The organism is Enterobacter sp. MGH 4 (genome assembly GCF_000534735.1).
In the GTDB taxonomy this organism is placed as follows: domain Bacteria; phylum Pseudomonadota; class Gammaproteobacteria; order Enterobacterales; family Enterobacteriaceae; genus Enterobacter; species Enterobacter intestinihominis.
Genome location: NZ_KI973295.1, coordinates 125,442 through 141,843 on the forward strand (window position 1 = coordinate 125,442; position 16,402 = coordinate 141,843).

At 55.2% G+C, this 16,402-nt stretch carries 20 protein-coding genes, 1 tRNA gene and 2 pseudogenes; 12 read left to right on the top strand and 11 right to left on the bottom strand.

Annotated elements, in window-relative coordinates; translation table 11 throughout:
• Genes L350_RS05515 through ureG form a run of 6 tightly spaced genes read left to right on the top strand, consistent with a single transcriptional unit; the run spans window position 1 to window position 4,335 of the window.
• Entirely contained in the window at window positions 1-315 is a 315-nt protein-coding gene (locus L350_RS05515; RefSeq protein ID WP_022649443.1) for an urease subunit beta, read from the top strand.
• On the top strand, window positions 308-2,011 hold the full coding sequence (ureC, locus tag L350_RS05510) for an urease subunit alpha (protein WP_032626318.1): 1,704 nt from the start codon (window positions 308-310) through the stop codon (window positions 2,009-2,011). The genes L350_RS05515 and ureC overlap by 8 nt, the downstream gene beginning before the upstream one ends.
• 9 nt (window positions 2,012-2,020) lie before the next feature.
• A complete protein-coding gene (gene ureE / locus L350_RS05505; protein ID WP_032626321.1) occupies window positions 2,021-2,485 on the top strand; it encodes an urease accessory protein UreE in 465 nt (154 codons plus the stop codon).
• 9 nt (window positions 2,486-2,494) lie between these two features.
• Entirely contained in the window at window positions 2,495-3,034 is a 540-nt protein-coding gene (locus L350_RS05500; RefSeq protein WP_003862561.1) for a HupE/UreJ family protein, read from the top strand.
• Complete coding sequence (locus L350_RS05495) at window positions 3,034-3,708, top strand: urease accessory protein UreF (protein ID WP_032626324.1); 675 nt, start codon at window positions 3,034-3,036, stop codon at window positions 3,706-3,708. The genes L350_RS05500 and L350_RS05495 overlap by 1 nt, the downstream gene beginning before the upstream one ends.
• 9 nt (window positions 3,709-3,717) lie before the next feature.
• Window positions 3,718-4,335, top strand: coding sequence for an urease accessory protein UreG (gene ureG / locus L350_RS05490; RefSeq protein WP_023298635.1), 618 nt, complete (start codon window positions 3,718-3,720; stop codon window positions 4,333-4,335).
• An 87-nt stretch (window positions 4,336-4,422) separates the two neighbouring features.
• Here ureG and tsaD read toward each other — a convergent pair whose 3' ends face one another.
• On the bottom strand, window positions 4,423-5,436 hold the full coding sequence (gene tsaD, locus L350_RS05485) for a tRNA (adenosine(37)-N6)-threonylcarbamoyltransferase complex transferase subunit TsaD (RefSeq protein WP_032626328.1): 1,014 nt from the start codon (window positions 5,434-5,436) through the stop codon (window positions 4,423-4,425).
• 236 nt (window positions 5,437-5,672) lie between these two features.
• On the opposite strand from tsaD, the gene rpsU reads away from it, so the two are divergent.
• The 3 genes from rpsU to rpoD all read left to right on the top strand — a co-directional run bounded on the left by rpsU (window position 5,673) and on the right by rpoD (window position 9,747).
• Window positions 5,673-5,888 (top strand): 30S ribosomal protein S21, encoded by a 216-nt coding sequence (gene rpsU / locus L350_RS05480; protein ID WP_001144069.1) that lies wholly within the window; start codon window positions 5,673-5,675, stop codon window positions 5,886-5,888.
• A 115-nt stretch (window positions 5,889-6,003) separates the two neighbouring features.
• Window positions 6,004-7,749, top strand: a complete 1,746-nt coding sequence (gene dnaG / locus L350_RS05475; RefSeq protein WP_003862574.1) for a DNA primase — start codon at window positions 6,004-6,006, stop codon at window positions 7,747-7,749.
• Window positions 7,750-7,902: 153 nt separating this feature from the next.
• Entirely contained in the window at window positions 7,903-9,747 is a 1,845-nt protein-coding gene (rpoD, locus tag L350_RS05470) for an RNA polymerase sigma factor RpoD (protein WP_006812010.1), read from the top strand.
• A 106-nt stretch (window positions 9,748-9,853) separates the two neighbouring features.
• Here rpoD and mug read toward each other — a convergent pair whose 3' ends face one another.
• Window positions 9,854-10,360, bottom strand: coding sequence for a G/U mismatch-specific DNA glycosylase (gene mug, locus L350_RS05465; RefSeq protein ID WP_023298636.1), 507 nt, complete (start codon window positions 10,358-10,360; stop codon window positions 9,854-9,856).
• A gap of 124 nt (window positions 10,361-10,484) precedes the next feature.
• On the opposite strand from mug, the gene L350_RS05460 reads away from it, so the two are divergent.
• Window positions 10,485-10,560, top strand: a tRNA-Ile gene (locus L350_RS05460).
• 212 nt (window positions 10,561-10,772) lie between these two features.
• Here L350_RS05460 and L350_RS05455 read toward each other — a convergent pair.
• The 3 genes and pseudogenes from L350_RS05455 to L350_RS05445 all read right to left on the bottom strand — a co-directional run.
• Window positions 10,773-11,141, bottom strand: a pseudogene (locus L350_RS05455) (baseplate assembly protein); the annotation flags it as partial.
• A gap of 5 nt (window positions 11,142-11,146) precedes the next feature.
• A complete protein-coding gene (locus L350_RS05450) occupies window positions 11,147-11,497 on the bottom strand; it encodes a GPW/gp25 family protein (protein ID WP_032626330.1) in 351 nt (116 codons plus the stop codon).
• Complete coding sequence (locus tag L350_RS05445) at window positions 11,494-12,135, bottom strand: phage baseplate assembly protein V (protein ID WP_032626333.1); 642 nt, start codon at window positions 12,133-12,135, stop codon at window positions 11,494-11,496. Before L350_RS05445 ends, L350_RS05450 begins: the two co-directional genes overlap by 4 nt.
• 85 nt (window positions 12,136-12,220) lie before the next feature.
• On the opposite strand from L350_RS05445, the gene L350_RS05440 reads away from it, so the two are divergent.
• A complete protein-coding gene (locus L350_RS05440; RefSeq protein WP_032626334.1) occupies window positions 12,221-12,979 on the top strand; it encodes a hypothetical protein in 759 nt (252 codons plus the stop codon).
• On the opposite strand, the gene L350_RS05435 is transcribed toward L350_RS05440, so the two are convergent.
• From L350_RS05435 to L350_RS05420, 6 genes and pseudogenes are all read right to left on the bottom strand, one after another.
• The gene (locus tag L350_RS05435) at window positions 12,974-13,423 is read right to left on the bottom strand and encodes a phage virion morphogenesis protein (protein WP_032626336.1); all 450 of its coding nucleotides are present in this window, start codon (window positions 13,421-13,423) and stop codon (window positions 12,974-12,976) included. The genes L350_RS05440 and L350_RS05435 overlap by 6 nt on opposite strands.
• The gene (locus L350_RS05430) at window positions 13,416-13,883 is read right to left on the bottom strand and encodes a phage tail protein (RefSeq protein WP_032626339.1); all 468 of its coding nucleotides are present in this window, start codon (window positions 13,881-13,883) and stop codon (window positions 13,416-13,418) included. Before L350_RS05430 ends, L350_RS05435 begins: the two co-directional genes overlap by 8 nt.
• Window positions 13,846-14,091, bottom strand: a complete 246-nt coding sequence (lysC, locus tag L350_RS24560; protein ID WP_074169625.1) for an Rz1-like lysis system protein LysC — start codon at window positions 14,089-14,091, stop codon at window positions 13,846-13,848. The genes L350_RS05430 and lysC overlap by 38 nt, the downstream gene beginning before the upstream one ends.
• 14 nt (window positions 14,092-14,105) lie before the next feature.
• Window positions 14,106-14,399: pseudogene (locus L350_RS0122605) on the bottom strand (hypothetical protein); the annotation flags it as partial.
• A 175-nt stretch (window positions 14,400-14,574) separates the two neighbouring features.
• Window positions 14,575-15,039, bottom strand: a complete 465-nt coding sequence (locus tag L350_RS05425; RefSeq protein WP_023307019.1) for a hypothetical protein — start codon at window positions 15,037-15,039, stop codon at window positions 14,575-14,577.
• Entirely contained in the window at window positions 15,017-15,409 is a 393-nt protein-coding gene (locus L350_RS05420; RefSeq protein WP_017692645.1) for a polymorphic toxin type 44 domain-containing protein, read from the bottom strand. Before L350_RS05420 ends, L350_RS05425 begins: the two co-directional genes overlap by 23 nt.
• 205 nt (window positions 15,410-15,614) lie before the next feature.
• Here L350_RS05420 and L350_RS05415 point away from each other — a divergent pair, with 205 nt between their 5' ends.
• Entirely contained in the window at window positions 15,615-16,106 is a 492-nt protein-coding gene (locus L350_RS05415) for an Hcp family type VI secretion system effector (protein ID WP_032626342.1), read from the top strand.
• Window positions 16,107-16,402 lie beyond the last annotated feature (296 nt).

Genomic DNA, 16,402 nt, shown 5'->3' on the forward strand with positions numbered 1-16,402 from the left:
ATGATCCCAGGCGAATACCGGATCCAGTCCGGCAACATTGCGCTCAACGTCGGGCGCGAAACCCGAAGTGTGATCGTGGAAAACCACGGCGACAGGCCGATCCAGGTCGGCTCGCATTACCACTTTTACGAGGTCAACCCGGCGTTGAAATTCGATCGCGAAGCCACCCGAGGCTACCGACTCAACATCCCGGCCGGTACTGCCGTGCGCTTCGAGCCCGGCCAGAAGCGGGAAGTGGCGCTGGTGCAGGTGACGGGCGCGCAGCGCATTTTTGGTTTTCGCGGCGAGGTCATGGGCGAGGTGAAACATGGCTGAGATTTCACGCCAGGCGTATGCCGATATGTTCGGCCCCACTACCGGGGATAAAGTGCGGCTGGCCGACAGCGAGCTGTGGATCGAAGTGGAAAACGATCTCACGATCTACGGCGAAGAGGTTAAATTCGGCGGCGGAAAAGTGATCCGCGACGGCATGGGACAGGGGCAGATGACCGCAGACGACTGCGTGGATATGGTGCTCACCAACGCGCTGATCGTCGATCACTGGGGGATCGTGAAAGCGGATATCGGCGTAAAAGATGGGCGGATCTTCGCCGTCGGCAAAGCCGGAAACCCGGACATTCAGCCCGGCGTGACGATCCCGATTGGCGCGGCAACGGAGGTGATCGCCGCAGAAGGGAAGATCGTCACCGCTGGCGGGATCGACACCCACATCCACTGGATCTGTCCGCAGCAGGCGGAAGAGGCGCTGGTCTCCGGCGTCACCACCATGATCGGCGGCGGCACCGGCCCTGCGGCAGGTACAAACGCCACCACCTGCACGCCGGGGCCGTGGTATATCGCCCGCATGTTGCAGGCCGCCGATACGCTGCCGGTGAATATTGGCCTGCTGGGCAAAGGGAACGGTTCAAACCCGGACGCGCTGCGCGAGCAGATCGCGGCTGGCGCCATCGGGCTTAAGATCCACGAAGACTGGGGCGCGACGCCTGCGGCAATCAACTGCTCGCTGGAGGTCGCTGAAGAGATGGATATTCAGGTGGCGCTACACAGCGACACGCTGAACGAGTCCGGTTTTGTCGAAGACACGCTGGCTGCCATCGCCGGGCGCACCATCCACACCTTCCACACCGAAGGGGCGGGCGGCGGCCATGCGCCGGATATCATCACCGCCTGCGCGCACCCGAATATTTTGCCCTCCTCCACCAACCCGACGCTGCCCTACACGGTGAATACCATCGACGAGCATCTGGACATGCTGATGGTCTGTCACCATCTCGACCCGGATATCGCCGAGGACGTGGCATTTGCGGAATCCCGTATTCGTCGGGAAACCATCGCCGCCGAAGACGTGCTGCACGATATCGGCGCGTTCTCGCTCACCTCGTCAGATTCACAGGCCATGGGCCGCGTGGGGGAAGTGATTATCCGCACCTGGCAGGTGGCGCACCGCATGAAGGTGCAGCGCGGCGCATTGCCGGAAGAGACAGGCGAGAACGACAACTTCCGCGTGAAGCGCTATGTCGCCAAATACACCATTAATCCGGCTCTTACCCACGGCATCGCCCATGAGGTCGGTTCTATTGAGGCGGGCAAGCTGGCGGATCTGGTGGTCTGGTCCCCCGCTTTCTTTGGCGTCAAACCGGCCACCATCGTCAAAGGCGGGATGATCGCCTGCGCGCCGATGGGCGACATCAACGCCTCGATCCCCACGCCGCAGCCGGTGCATTACCGCCCGATGTTTGGTGCACTTGGTGCCGCACGCCACGCCACGCGGCTAACGTTTGTCTCGCAGGCCGCTGATGTCAGCGGCATTCCGCAGCGGCTCGGATTGCAAAGCGCCACCGCGGTGGTGAAAGGCTGCCGGACGGTGAAAAAGGCCGACATGATCCACAACGATTTACAGCCGAATATCACCGTTGACTCGCAAACCTATGAGGTTCGCGTCGACGGCGAATTGATCACCAGCGAACCGGCAGAAGTTTTGCCGATGGCGCAACGCTATTTTCTGTTTTGAGGAGTGATGATGATTTATTTAACCCAACGCCTGGACCACGCGCACCCAATTACCGCCAGCGTCACGCTGCCGATTGACGTGCGGGTAAAAAGCCGCGCCCGCGTGGCGCTGAACGACGGCCGCGAAGCCGGGCTAATGCTGCCGCGCGGCCTGCTGCTGCGCGGGGGCGACCTGCTGACTACCGACGACGGCAGCGAAGTGATCGAAGTGATCGCCGCCCCGGAGTCGGTTTCCGTGGTGCGCTGCGCCGACCCGTTCCTGCTCGCCCGCGCCTGTTATCACCTGGGCAACCGCCACGTGCCGCTGCAAATCATGCCCGGCGAACTGCGCTACCACCACGATCACGTTCTCGACGACATGCTACGTCAGTTCGGGCTGGAGGTGACCTTCGCCAGCCTGCCCTTTGAACCGGAAGCGGGCGCTTACACCAGCGATGCCCACAGCCATGACCACTCCCACGCTCATTCACATTAAGGACTCATCATGCGTAAGTATTTGCCGTTGTTTCTGCTGGCCTTTTCCGTTCCGGCGCTTGCCCATCCCGGTCACGGGACCGACAGCTTTCAGGCAGGTTTTCTCCATCCGCTGACCGGGCTGGATCACCTGCTGATGCTGACGGGGGCTGGCGTGCTGTCCGCCCTGAGCGGCCGCAAGCTACTGCTGCCGTTAGCAACGCTCGGCATGATGCTTGCTGGCGCCGTTGCGGGCAGCCTGCTCGGCGGCTTTAGCGGCATGGAGATGCTGATTATCGCCTCGCTGGCGGTCTGCGGCGTGATGATGTTTAAGACTGAAAATCGCCTGCTGCTGGCAGTGCCAGCCCTGGCGATGTTCCACGGCTGGGCGCACGGCGTGGAGATGTCCGGCCACAGCTTCTGGCTCTTTACCAGCGGATTTATGTTAGCCAGTGCCACGGTGCTGTGCGCCAGCTTCGCGGCAGGGCTGCTGCTGCGCCGTCACGACGGCCTGCGTAAAACCTTCGGCGGCGGGCTGATCGTCTCTGCCCTGCTGGCGTTGATGAGCTGATGGAGCATGCCCGCCAGCGGCTGCGCCTGATGCAGCTCTCCAGCAGTAGCCTGCCGGTCGGATCGTATACCTGGTCACAGGGGCTGGAGTGGGCTGTCGAGGCCGGGTGGATCACGGACGCTGAGGCCTTCAGGCGCTGGCAGATCCAGCAGATGGAGCAGAGCTTTTTCTGCGTCGACCTGCCGCTGTTTATCCGCCTGTACTGTGCCTGCGAGCAGCAGGACGTCGCGGCAGCAAAACGCTGGACGGCATACCTCCTCGCCTGTCGGGAAACGCGCGAACTGCGCGAGGAAGAACGCAACCGCGGCGCGGCCTTTACGCGCCTGGTTAAAAGCTGGGAACCCGCCTGCCCGGCAGAATGGCTGCCGCTGTTGATGCAGAGCCAGCTCGGCGGTATGGCGTGGCTCGGCGTGCGCTGGGGCATTAGCGCGCGCGAGCTGGCGCTGAGCCTCGGCTACAGCTGGATTGAGAGCGCGGTGATGGCGGGCGTCAAGCTGGTGCCGTTTGGGCAGCAGGCCGCACAACAGCTGATTATCGACCTGAGCGACCATTTTGCCGCCGGGTTTGAACAGGCATTTTTACGTGGCGACGACGCGCTGGGGGCAGCTACACCGCTGTCCGCCATCGCCTCCGCACGCCACGAAACCCAATATTCACGACTATTCCGTTCCTGAGGAGTCAATATGGCTGATTACAAACATCCCCTGCGCGTTGGCGTGGGCGGCCCGGTAGGGTCGGGCAAAACCGCCCTGCTGGAAGCGCTCTGCAAGGCGATGCGCGACACCTATCATCTTGCGGTGGTGACTAACGATATCTACACCAAAGAGGATCAGCGCATCCTGACCGAGGCGGGTGCGCTTGAGCCAGAGCGCATCGTAGGGGTGGAAACGGGCGGCTGTCCGCACACCGCCATCCGCGAAGATGCCTCAATGAACCTGGCAGCGGTGGAAGCCTTGAGCGAGAAGTTCGGCAATCTGGATCTGATCTTCGTCGAAAGCGGCGGGGATAACCTGAGCGCGACCTTCAGCCCGGAGCTGGCGGACCTCACCATCTACGTGATCGACGTGGCCGAAGGGGAAAAAATCCCGCGCAAGGGCGGGCCGGGGATCACCAAATCCGATTTTCTGGTGATCAATAAAACCGACCTCGCGCCGTACGTGGGGGCGTCGCTGGAGGTAATGGAGCGCGACACTAATCGCATGCGCGGCGAGCGTCCGTGGACCTTTACCAACCTGAAGGCGGGTGACGGGCTGGCGACGATTATTGCGTTTCTGGAAGAGAAAGGGATGCTGCGGATGTAGTGCGGTTTATTGCCGGGTGGCGGCTTCGCCTGACCCGGCCTACGATTTTTGCAGACCCGGTAAGCGCAGCGCCACCGGGCAAAAGACTTACGCCTCAGGCAGCTCCGCCAGCGGCCAGCGCGGACGCACGGACACGCTCAGGTCAGCCGTGGCGCCAGCGTTCAGGCGCACCATCCCGGCGTAGGCGATCATCGCCCCGTTATCGGTACAAAATTCCGGACGCGCGTAGAACACTTCCCCACGACGCTTTTGCATCATTTCGGCAAGCTTCGCGCGCAGCGTACGGTTGGCGCTCACGCCACCGGCCATCACCAGGCGCTTAAAGCCCGTCTGATCCAGCGCACGCTTGCACTTGATCATCAGCGTATCCACCACCGCATCTTCGAACGCGCGGGCGATGTCGGCACGCGTCTGCTCGCTGTCGTCGTTATTGCGAATGGTGTTCGCCGCGAAGGTTTTCAGACCGGAGAAACTAAAATCCAGCCCCGGACGATCGGTCATCGGACGCGGGAAGACAAAGCGCCCTTCCGTTCCCTGCGCGGCCATTTTCGACAGCATCGGGCCGCCAGGATAATCCAGGCCAAGCAGCTTGGCAGTTTTGTCGAAGGCTTCACCGGCCGCGTCGTCGATTGATTCGCCCAGCAGCTCATACTTGCCAATGCCCGTTACGCTAATCAGCTGCGTATGACCGCCGGAGACCAGCAGCGCCACAAACGGGAACGCTGGCGGATTGGCTTCCAGCATCGGAGCCAGAAGATGTCCTTCCATATGGTGAACCGGAATGGCCGGAACGTCCCACGCGAAGGCCAGCGAACGCCCTACCGTTGCGCCGACCAGCAGCGCGCCAACCAGGCCCGGTCCTGCAGTATAGGCCACGGCATCAATATCTTTTGCACTTAACCCGGCCTCTTTCAGTGCCGCCTTAATCAGGGGAGCCGTTTTACGCACGTGGTCACGAGAGGCCAGTTCAGGCACGACGCCGCCGTAGTCAGCGTGCAATTTCACCTGACTATACAGTTGGTTGGCCAGAAGCCCTTTTTCGTCGTCGTAAATCGCGATGCCGGTTTCATCGCAGGATGTTTCAATACCCAGTACACGCATGACTTGTTTTACCTCGTTTCAGTACCGCGCAGTGTAGAGCCTGGGCGGGTTGATGTAAAACTTTGTTCGCCCCAGGAAGAAGCCTCGTGTATACTCTTCCCCCTTATAAAAGTCCCTTTCAAAATCGCATCGGTGCTTTACAAAGCAGCAGCATTTGCAGTAAAATTCCGCACCATTTTGAAATAAGCTGGCGTTGATGCCAGCGGCAAACCGAATTTATTAAAGGTGAGAGTTACATGCCGGTAATTAAAGTACGTGAAAACGAGCCGTTCGACGTAGCACTGCGTCGCTTCAAACGTTCATGCGAGAAAGCAGGTGTTCTGGCTGAAGTTCGTCGTCGTGAGTTTTATGAAAAACCAACGACCGAACGTAAGCGCGCTAAAGCTTCCGCTGTGAAACGTCACGCGAAGAAACTGGCTCGCGAAAACGCACGCCGTACTCGTCTGTACTAATCTGTTGAGGGCCACAGCCCTCAATTGACAGACAGAGTTGTAGTCGTAAGGCCGTGCTTCCGGAAGGAATGCGCGGCTTGTTTTCGTTTATAAGTCGCTTAAATTTTTGGGGCATATGGCCGGAAGAATCCCACGCGTTTTCATCAATGACCTGCTTGCCAGAACCGACATCGTCGATCTCATCGACGCGCGGGTGAAGCTAAAAAAGCAGGGCAAGAACTACCATGCGTGCTGTCCGTTCCATAACGAAAAAACCCCCTCTTTCACCGTAAACGGTGAAAAGCAGTTCTACCATTGCTTCGGCTGTGGCGCACACGGTAATGCCGTCGATTTTTTGATGAACTACGATAAGCTCGAGTTCGTTGAAACCGTCGAAGAGCTGGCGGCGATGCATAACCTTGAAGTGCCGTATGAAGCAGGCAGTGGGCCAAGTCAGATCGAGCGCCATCAGCGGCAAACGCTATATCAGTTGATGGATGGCCTGAATTCGTTTTACCAACAGTCTCTTAAGCACTCTGCGGCTGAGCCTGCGCGTCAGTATCTGAACAAGCGCGGACTGAGCGACGATGTGATTGCGCGTTTCGCTATTGGTTACGCCCCGCCCGGCTGGGACAACGTGTTAAAGCGTTTTGGCGGCAATAGCGAAGATCGTAAATCCCTCATCGACGCAGGCATGCTGGTCACCAACGACCAGGGACGAAGCTACGACCGCTTCCGTGAACGGGTGATGTTCCCGATCCGCGACAAGCGTGGCCGGGTGATAGGTTTTGGTGGTCGCGTGCTGGGTGATGCCCTGCCGAAATACCTTAACTCCCCGGAAACCGATATTTTCCATAAGGGCCGCCAGCTTTACGGTCTTTATGAGGCACAGCAGGATAATGCGGAACCTCCGCGTCTTCTGGTCGTCGAAGGCTATATGGATGTTGTTGCGCTGGCGCAGTACGACATTAACTATGCCGTTGCGTCGCTGGGAACGTCCACCACGGCGGACCATATCCAGTTGCTGTTCCGCGTCACCAACAACGTGATTTGCTGTTACGACGGTGACCGCGCAGGACGCGACGCCGCCTGGCGAGCGCTGGAAACCGCGTTGCCGTATATGACCGACGGGCGTCAGCTACGCTTTATGTTCCTGCCCGACGGTGAAGACCCGGATACGCTGGTGCGTAAAGAGGGCAAAGCGGCATTTGAAGCGCGGATGGAGCAGGCACAGCCGCTCTCCACGTTTCTGTTTAACAGCCTGATGCCGCAGGTGGATTTGAGTACCCCTGACGGGCGCGCGCAGCTCAGCACGTTGGCGTTGCCGTTAATCAGCCAGGTGCCCGGCGAAACGCTGCGCATCTATCTGCGTCAGGAGTTAGGCAACAAGCTCGGCATTCTGGATGACAGCCAGCTTGAACGTTTAATGCCTAAACAGGCTGAAAACGGCACGGTACGCCCCGCGCCTCAGCTAAAACGCACAACCATGCGTATACTGATAGGGTTGCTGGTGCAAAACCCCGAACTTGCTCCGCAAGTGCCGTCACTGGCGGGTTTGAACCACGAAAAATTGCCCGGACTTGGCTTATTTTCAGAATTGGTCAACACTTGTTTGTCGCAGCCAGGTCTGACCACCGGACAACTTTTAGAGCATTATCGCGGCACAAAAGAGGCCGCTACCCTTGAAAAACTGTCGATGTGGGACGATATAGCAGATAAGGATATCGCAGAAAAAACGTTCACCGACTCACTCAACCATATGTTTGATTCGATGCTTGAGTTGCGCCAGGAAGAGTTGATAGCTCGCGAGCGCACCCATGGCTTAAGCAGCGAAGAACGCCGGGAGCTCTGGATGATTAACCAGGAACTGGCGAAGAAATAAAAAATTTAACGGCTTAAGTGCCGAATATCGATCGGGAAGCCCCCGGCAGCCGCACTGAGAGGCAGCGGCAAAAATATAAGTACGCCCTCGCTTTAAAGGTTGGCAGCCCTATCGCCGACACCAATCAAACGAATTAAGTGTGGATACCGTCTTATGGAGCAAAACCCGCAGTCACAGCTGAAACTTCTTGTCCAACGCGGTAAGGAGCAAGGCTATCTGACCTATGCCGAGGTCAATGACCATCTGCCGGAAGATATCGTCGATTCAGATCAGATCGAAGATATCATCCAAATGATCAATGACATGGGCATTCAGGTGATGGAAGAAGCACCGGATGCCGATGATCTGTTGCTGGCTGAAACCTCCAACAACACTGACGAAGATGCGGAAGAAGCTGCTGCACAGGTACTGTCCAGCGTGGAATCTGAAATCGGGCGTACCACTGACCCGGTCCGCATGTACATGCGTGAAATGGGTACCGTTGAACTGTTGACCCGCGAAGGCGAAATTGACATCGCAAAACGCATCGAAGACGGGATCAACCAGGTTCAGTGCTCTGTTGCCGAATACCCGGAAGCGATTACCTATCTGCTGGAGCAGTACGATCGCGTTGAAGCGGAAGAAGCGCGTCTGTCCGATCTGATCACTGGCTTTGTCGACCCGAACGCTGAAGAAGATATGGCGCCAACCGCCACTCACGTCGGTTCTGAGCTGTCTCAGGAAGAGATGGATGACGACGAAGACGAAGATGAAGAAGAAGACGACGACAGCAGCGACGACGACAACAGCATCGACCCTGAACTGGCGCGCGAGAAGTTTGCCGAGCTGCGTACTCAGTACGAAGTGACGCGTGACACCATCAAAGCGAAAGGCCGCAGCCATGCTGCCGCTCAGGAAGAGATCCTGAAGCTGTCGGAAGTGTTCAAACAGTTCCGCCTGGTGCCAAAACAGTTCGACTACCTGGTGAACAGCATGCGCGTGATGATGGATCGCGTACGTACCCAGGAACGTATCATCATGAAGCTGTGTGTTGAACAGTGCAAAATGCCGAAGAAGAATTTCATCACCCTCTTCACCGGCAATGAAACCAGCGAAACCTGGTTCAACGCCGCTATCGCGATGAACAAGCCGTGGTCTGAAAAGCTGCACGACGTGAAAGAAGACGTACAGCGCGGCCTGCAAAAGCTGCATCAGATTGAAGAAGAGACCGGCCTGACCATCGAGCAGGTGAAAGACATCAACCGTCGTATGTCCATCGGTGAAGCAAAAGCTCGCCGTGCGAAGAAAGAGATGGTTGAAGCGAACTTACGTCTGGTTATCTCTATCGCCAAGAAATACACCAACCGTGGCCTGCAGTTCCTGGATCTGATTCAGGAAGGCAACATCGGTCTGATGAAAGCGGTAGATAAGTTTGAATACCGTCGTGGTTACAAGTTCTCCACCTATGCTACCTGGTGGATCCGTCAGGCGATCACCCGCTCTATCGCAGACCAGGCGCGCACCATCCGTATTCCGGTGCATATGATTGAGACCATCAACAAGCTCAACCGTATTTCTCGCCAGATGTTGCAGGAGATGGGTCGCGAGCCGACGCCGGAAGAGCTGGCTGAACGCATGCTGATGCCGGAAGACAAGATCCGTAAAGTGCTGAAAATCGCTAAAGAGCCAATCTCCATGGAAACACCAATTGGTGATGATGAAGATTCGCATCTGGGTGATTTCATCGAGGATACTACCCTCGAGCTGCCGCTGGACTCTGCCACCACCGAGAGCCTGCGTGCCGCTACGCACGACGTGCTGGCTGGCCTGACCGCCCGTGAAGCGAAAGTGCTGCGTATGCGTTTCGGTATCGATATGAACACCGACCACACGCTGGAAGAAGTGGGTAAACAGTTTGACGTGACCCGCGAACGTATCCGTCAGATCGAAGCGAAGGCGCTGCGTAAGCTGCGCCATCCGAGCCGCTCTGAAGTGCTGCGTAGCTTCCTGGACGACTAACCCATGTAAACAGCAAAAAGCTCCCAATCGGGAGCTTTTTTTGTTTATTCCCTCTCCCTGTGGGAGAGGGTCAGGGTGAGGGTGAGGGCATCAGGCCGCAGAGGAGCTAAAGCCCCCTCACCACCAGCGCCTCATCAAGTTCCCGATACGCCTCCACCAGCTTGTCCAGCGTCGCCCTGTTCAGCCCGCTCGGATTCGGCAACACCCACACCTGCGTTACGCCAATGGTAATGTTCTGCTTACCCCACTTCGCACCGCGCTGGCTGAACGCCTGCTCGTAGGCCTGCTTGCCGAGGATCGCCAGCGCCGCGGGCTGGTAGTCTTCAATCTTCTTCACCAATTCCCGCCCGCCAGTACGCAGCTCATGCAGATTTACTTCGCTCGCCTGCACCGTTGGACGCTCGACCAGCATGGTGATGCCACAGCGCGTATCCAGCAGCTGCTGCTCTTCTTCCGGCTTAAGCTGTTTGTCGGTAAAACCGGCCTGGTGGATCACCTTCCAGAAGCGATTTCCCGGATGAGCAAAGTGAAAACCGGTGTGCGCCGAGGACTTGCCTGGGTTGATTCCGCAGAACACCACCCGCAGGCCAGGGGCCAGAATATCGTTGATCATCTCTACTCCTGTCTATGCATCTTAAGATAAGTATAAAGGATTGATTATGCGTTGTTTATAAAAACAGCAGGCAGGTGTGAATGGCTGGATTGCTGAGGTGAGTTACTTTATAATTCACCGCCACGGCCCCTTAGCTCAGTGGTTAGAGCAGGCGACTCATAATCGCTTGGTCGCTGGTTCAAGTCCAGCAGGGGCCACCAAATTTTAGCTTTAGAATCATCCCGTTAAGCCACTCAATTGAGTGGCTTTTTTGTTGTCTGAATTTTAAGTGGCGATGAAATGGCGGTAAATTTTTAACACGACTTTCCTCGGCGCATAAAAAAACCCGCACAGGGCGGGCACTTAGCAGGAATTTATCACAGCCATAATGGCCGCTGACCACCAACAGTCAGGTGAGGTGGAGCGGGAGTTAGTCACTGTCAGACTCCATAACCGCTGGCGTGGGCGGAAATGTCGTGTCGTCTGGCGGGGTGATGACGAGTCGCGGGATACTGGAATTAGCCCCAATCTGGTCGAGATCGCTTCCGGCAGCGTAAGCCAGCATGACCGCACGCGCGGCCTCGTTGACGCGCTGTCGCCAGATAACCTCCCGATAGGCGTTTTCTTCCAGCAGCTTAACAATCGGCTCGGATTCAAGGGTCAGCGTGCGCGCCACTGCCTCCTGTTGTTCCTCCGGGTATAACGAGACGAGGGTCGCCTTGCGCTCCGCGAGGATGGTCTCATAGTCCAGCACTTCCACGACATCAGGCGCGGCGAGCTGGTTAAGGTCAACAATTGCCATAGCGTTTAACTCAGTGGAATGGTGAGGGAAAAGGGCTGGCCGTTAGCCGAGCGCGTGCCGGTGATATCGACATACAGCCCACCGTCGGTCTCCGACCGCTCAAAGGTGATGGTGGTCAGCCTGACGCGCGGCTCCCACTTCTGGATCGCGGAATAGCACGCGGCCATAATCTGCAATCGCAGTGCCGGTGTCTGCGGCTGGTCAATCAGTGCCGACAGAAGCGAGCCGTATTCACGGCGCATGACGCGCGAGCCAACCGGCGTGACGAGAATATCGCGCACGCTTTGCCTGATATGCTCGACCTCAGATATACTGAGGACGGTCTGGCTGTTCATACCGAGATAACGCACCGTCATTTAGTACCCTCCGTCCAGCTTCCGCCCCGTTCAACGCCGCCGTGGTCATGGTCATCCGCCTGCACGCCGTTTGAGGTCAGTTTCCCGCCGGTGTGCTCGATGTTCCCGGTCATCTTCCCGCCCTTCTGCACTTCGAGCGTGCCGGTCGTCAGTTTGTTGGTACACACCACCTCGGGTGTATCGAGCGTGATACGGGTCGAGGCTTTCACCAGCACCACCGGCACGGTGGCTGTAATGGAATCCGACGCGGTAACGTCTGCGGTTTTGATACCTGACACGGTGAGCGCACTGTTTTCGGGTTCGTACTCAATGACCGCACCATCAGGGAAGGTAACGTGAAGCGCATCGGGTGAGGCTGACGGCGCGGGATTGTCATCTGAGAAAATGCCCGGCAGCACAAAGGCCGTATCGAGCTCACCGCCGATGGCCAGCAATAACACCTGCTCGCCAACGGACGGAGCCCACCACACGCGAGAGCGACCGGCGCGACAGGTGAGCCAGTTAAGCCAGGTGGTTTGCATGCCGCCGGTCTGGACACGACACAGCCCCTCGTCGTGGTCGACGTCGGTTACGATGCCGGTGCGGATGAGGTTGCGGATCGCGCGTGCGATTTCCTGTAGAGAATTTAATGTTTTCATGGGACAAGAATCATATAGACTCATTGAAATATCTATATACTCAAGTAGTATCAATTACTACACAAATAAATATAACTGAGCATTTATGAAAATTGGCATTAGCGAAGAAAAACCCGAAACAACAGACGCTTACGAAATGTGGACAGAGTTACGTGGTTCTGAAGCATCCTCTACATATGAAGATATTTATCCTTCTATTTTTCTAAGCCATGTTAATGAAAGAAATTACCAGCAATTAAAAAACACACTTAGTCAATTTGAATCTTTTGATATCATTCAAAATCATTTGATGGGAGATAAGATTCATAAAGATCAGTTTATATTAATTACTGGCCTTTTCGTTAACTACATTGCGTCAGCCATATCTTTGCGCGAAAGCACGCGCAATATGCAAAAAAACAAAAGATTGTTCCCTAATGAGCTCAACATGGAAGCCGAAGAAAGACTAAAAAAAGAAATCATCCCTAACACCAGCATCAAACTTATAGAGGATATAAGAAATATCATAACTCACCAATCATTAATCATCCCAGTATTATCTTTTGTCGCTAACAAAGGAACATTTCAATCTGGCTACTCATACAACATAAAGGAATTACTTAAAAATAAAAGACTTACAGAAAAATCAAGAGAGCACTTATCAAAAATAAATCATAGGAATTTATACCTGCGACCACTTATTGATGATTATCATCATACAACTGCATGCTATCAAAGCTGGATTATAAATGTAGCGTTGAAAAAGCATAAATCTGAAAATCCAACGTACTGGTTAGTCAGGGATAAGGTTTCTTGTGAATGGGGAGGTGATTTAGAACCATCCTCACCTTTATCTTTGTCATAATGAAAAACGTTTGATTACCAGCATCTCAATTAACTGTTTATCCGCCTGGCTAAATCCGAGTAGCTGGCGCTCTGCGTACTGCACATCCTGAGCGTGTGCGTTTGGCCGGTCTTTGAGGCCGAACTGATGGACACGCGCAATACGCTGCACTTTGCCGGTAAATTCCACCACAGCAACGTTTTCACGGCCACTGGCTTTAATGTACCGGTTAGTGCGCAGTTTTTGAAACATCGCCCGTTTAATACGACCTTTTTTGGCTCTCAGCGGCTGGCGCTTTCGCGCCTGATACGGTGAGCCATCCGGGGCTTTTTGCTGTTTGATACGTTGCTGTTGCGCCGTTCTGAGTTGCTTCGCAATCTCACTGGCAAGCTTCCGACGCCCTGCGGGTGACAGGGCAGCAAGCAGCCCCGCGAGCTGGTTATCAAAGGGTTTAAATTCACTCATCCCACTTGCTCACCAGTTCGCCGTTGATATAGAGCTCTTTTGGACGCGTGACGGGTTCAGGCGGTGGCGGCTCCGGGGCATAGCTCACATGCAGCGCGCCGTTTTCCTCCCTGATGATGGTGCGCTCGGTGAGCTGGAGGCTGATACTGATATCAACCGTATCCTCGTCGTTTAAATCCATCTGGAAACGGTAACCTTTTTTATGCCCCTCATCGAGCGTGCAGATATCCGGCTGGTTTTCCCTCAGCCACGCGACCACCGGCACGAAAATCAAATCAGGGTCGCCTACAAAATCGCACACGATCACATTCAGGGTGTAAATTTTCTCGTGGGACAGGGAGGCCGCGAGCCGTGCATCGATATTCCCCTCGTCGGCAAAAATGCGCATCATCTCGGGGTTGGTTTTAAGCTGCGGGATGGCGTCAGTTAGCGCTTTTCGCAGGCTGATTGCTTTCTTCATCGAGATTATCCTGACAGGCTTTGACGGTTTCAATCTGTAACGCACAGGCGGCGAGCGCGTGCTCAAGCCTGCGGATATCTGCACTCAGGTCGCCATTAGTGGCCGGGTCGCTTCCCGGCATCGGGCAATAGCTCACTTTCGGGCAGGCGCTGTAAACAATGACCGGCGGAGGCGCAACCGGCGCGGGTGTGCAGCCTGCGCACAACATCAGGCAGCTCAGCGCTGTATGCCGAAGGTCTTTCCGAGATTATCCAGTAGCTGATACCCCGTTCCGCTATGGGTGAAATGTGGGATCGGACGGTCTAAATAATCTGCATCCGGCACGCTGAAGGTCAGGCCGCTGTGCTCTGTCAGCCAGCTGGCCACTTCGCGCAGCGTGGGGGGCTGGAAGGAACATGGCCAGAGGCGTTCGAATACGCCGACCAGTTTAGGAACAAACAGACGCTGAAAGCCGTTTTCAGCAGGTTGCGAGCGTTCCACGTACCCGGTAAACCAGCGCAACACCAGATCGGTGTATCGCCGCCGCTGTCTGGCTGGATATCCGCTGCTGAATCGCCTGGCTGATATGGGGCAGACCTTTGCCCGGTGGATGCTGCTGTTTCCCAATATCGCACGGGTACGCCGTGAAAACTTACACGCTGCTCATCGAGTCATTGACCCGACCGCAAGGGATTTTTAAATAAATATTTATCTATCGACTAAATTTCCCCTTGTCCCAGCTCTCGCCGCGGGCCGTTAAGTCAATTGACGGCACGGCCGCTATTCCCTCAGCATCATAAAAAAATGCGGACGTTGTAAAGCTGTACACTGTGCCGTGAACAGTAAATGAGATATTGTTGCCTATGCCTTCAACTTTTGCGCGGGCGGTATTCGCTGTAAGCGTGGGCGCGATATGTTGTTTTTCGAGAGCCACCAGCGGATCACCGTCAATCTTACTCGCTAAAAAATAACGATACACTTCCCCGGTGGTCATGTTCGAGCCGTCATACTCAGTAATGTATAACCAGGTCCGGGGCGTGAGCTGGCGAACTTGATATAGCCGATCACTAACAGTTAAACGCTGTATATGTTGGAAATAACAGTACCCCGCGACCGCCAGGGCCATAAGAATAGTGGCGATCCAGTGCAGCGTCCTAAAAGTGATGCTGTTTAACATAGTCGATGCCTTGCTTTATCCAAAATTGGTCAATCGGATCATCACCAAACGGCGGGGTCCCCGTAAAATTACCCCATTCGGGTCTTGATGTGCCGGCTTTCCACTGCGCCGCGCCGGCAGCAATAAGCAAAATCTTTGCAGGGATGCACGCTGCATAACCCACAGCGCCGTAATGGAAATTCCCGAAGTCAGCATAAGCCCGTTTATGTTGTTTGTAATCCCACGGCCCGCCGTTTCTTACTCGCTCATAAAACCACGTATACGTAAGCGGGGCGGCCATATTCTGGACTTCGTGACGCGCCCGCGCGAGCCTTATGTGTTCGCGCAATATCTCCAGCCCGCGGGGTGGATAAATCGGTATACATGCCATCGTTCTTCCTTTCTGCCAGGCAAAAAGGGCAACATAAGAGCAATAACGGTAACGCGTATTGCTGAAGATCAATTTATTAATTTTATTTGCAACATCAATAAGTAACGAAATTAAATAACACGAACCTATAACACAATTTGTATCACCTGCGATCCGTATTTAGTCATTAATGAGGGTTTACCCTAATGGAAATGGAGTTTTAAAAATGGCTATTCCTGCTTATCTATGGCTTAAGGATGATGGCGGCAACCCGATTAAGGGATCTGTGGATATTCAAAATAGAGAAGGTAGTATAGAGATCCTCTCTTTTAGTCACGGCTTGTTAGTTCCGACCGATAACAACACAGGCAAGATCACCGGCACGCGCTTACATGCGCCGCTCGTAATTGAAAAAGAGTTTGATAGCTCCAGCCCGTATCTCTACAAAGCGGTAGCCACCGGCCAAACGCTGAAAAGCGCAGAGATCAAGTGGTATAAAATCAACGATGCGGGCCAGGAGGTTGAATATTTCAATATGCTGCTTGAAAACGTCCGGGTAGTCAGCATTAACCCCGTCATGCATAACTGTAAAGAGCCAGCGTTACAGATACACAATCATAATGAGGGAATACAGCTCCGCTATGAGCGGATCACCTGGAAGTATTGCGATGGGAACATCCAATACTCGGACGCGTGGAACGAGCGGGTTACAGCGTAAAAAAAGGGCGGTTAATCCGCCCTGTATTGTTTTTAGTGCCAATTCTTTCGCCCCCTCGGTTTGCCAGCACGTAGCCTCCCCTCAATGGCAACATCCCGCGCGATCACCTGGTGCCAGCTCTCCGCACTTTTTATACATTTGGGGTATTTTAATCATGCTTAATGCTGTTAAGCATTCTCTGGCAGTTATTGCGGCGTACCGCTGCCGCTGCAGCCTCCAGAACCCCAAATTTTCGAGTTTCTCGGCTCACGCATTCAAAAGTGAACTCTAAGGTCACATTTAACCCCGTGCTCCCC

Bases quoted from the DNA above. Each gene is read 5' to 3' on its own strand.
- L350_RS05515 (WP_022649443.1), top strand. From the start codon at position 1: ATGATCCCAGGCGAATACCGGATCCAGTCCGGCAACATTGCGCTCAAC.
- ureC (WP_032626318.1), top strand. From the start codon at position 308: ATGGCTGAGATTTCACGCCAGGCGTATGCCGATATGTTCGGCCCCACT.
- ureE (WP_032626321.1), top strand. From the start codon at position 2,021: ATGATTTATTTAACCCAACGCCTGGACCACGCGCACCCAATTACCGCC.
- L350_RS05500 (WP_003862561.1), top strand. From the start codon at position 2,495: ATGCGTAAGTATTTGCCGTTGTTTCTGCTGGCCTTTTCCGTTCCGGCG.
- L350_RS05495 (WP_032626324.1), top strand. From the start codon at position 3,034: ATGGAGCATGCCCGCCAGCGGCTGCGCCTGATGCAGCTCTCCAGCAGT.
- ureG (WP_023298635.1), top strand. From the start codon at position 3,718: ATGGCTGATTACAAACATCCCCTGCGCGTTGGCGTGGGCGGCCCGGTA.
- tsaD (WP_032626328.1), bottom strand. From the start codon at position 5,436: ATGCGTGTACTGGGTATTGAAACATCCTGCGATGAAACCGGCATCGCG.
- rpsU (WP_001144069.1), top strand. From the start codon at position 5,673: ATGCCGGTAATTAAAGTACGTGAAAACGAGCCGTTCGACGTAGCACTG.
- dnaG (WP_003862574.1), top strand. From the start codon at position 6,004: ATGGCCGGAAGAATCCCACGCGTTTTCATCAATGACCTGCTTGCCAGA.
- rpoD (WP_006812010.1), top strand. From the start codon at position 7,903: ATGGAGCAAAACCCGCAGTCACAGCTGAAACTTCTTGTCCAACGCGGT.
- mug (WP_023298636.1), bottom strand. From the start codon at position 10,360: ATGATCAACGATATTCTGGCCCCTGGCCTGCGGGTGGTGTTCTGCGGA.
- L350_RS05450 (WP_032626330.1), bottom strand. From the start codon at position 11,497: ATGACGGTGCGTTATCTCGGTATGAACAGCCAGACCGTCCTCAGTATA.
- L350_RS05445 (WP_032626333.1), bottom strand. From the start codon at position 12,135: ATGAAAACATTAAATTCTCTACAGGAAATCGCACGCGCGATCCGCAAC.
- L350_RS05440 (WP_032626334.1), top strand. From the start codon at position 12,221: ATGAAAATTGGCATTAGCGAAGAAAAACCCGAAACAACAGACGCTTAC.
- L350_RS05435 (WP_032626336.1), bottom strand. From the start codon at position 13,423: ATGAGTGAATTTAAACCCTTTGATAACCAGCTCGCGGGGCTGCTTGCT.
- L350_RS05430 (WP_032626339.1), bottom strand. From the start codon at position 13,883: ATGAAGAAAGCAATCAGCCTGCGAAAAGCGCTAACTGACGCCATCCCG.
- lysC (WP_074169625.1), bottom strand. From the start codon at position 14,091: ATGTTGTGCGCAGGCTGCACACCCGCGCCGGTTGCGCCTCCGCCGGTC.
- L350_RS05425 (WP_023307019.1), bottom strand. From the start codon at position 15,039: ATGTTAAACAGCATCACTTTTAGGACGCTGCACTGGATCGCCACTATT.
- L350_RS05420 (WP_017692645.1), bottom strand. From the start codon at position 15,409: ATGGCATGTATACCGATTTATCCACCCCGCGGGCTGGAGATATTGCGC.
- L350_RS05415 (WP_032626342.1), top strand. From the start codon at position 15,615: ATGGCTATTCCTGCTTATCTATGGCTTAAGGATGATGGCGGCAACCCG.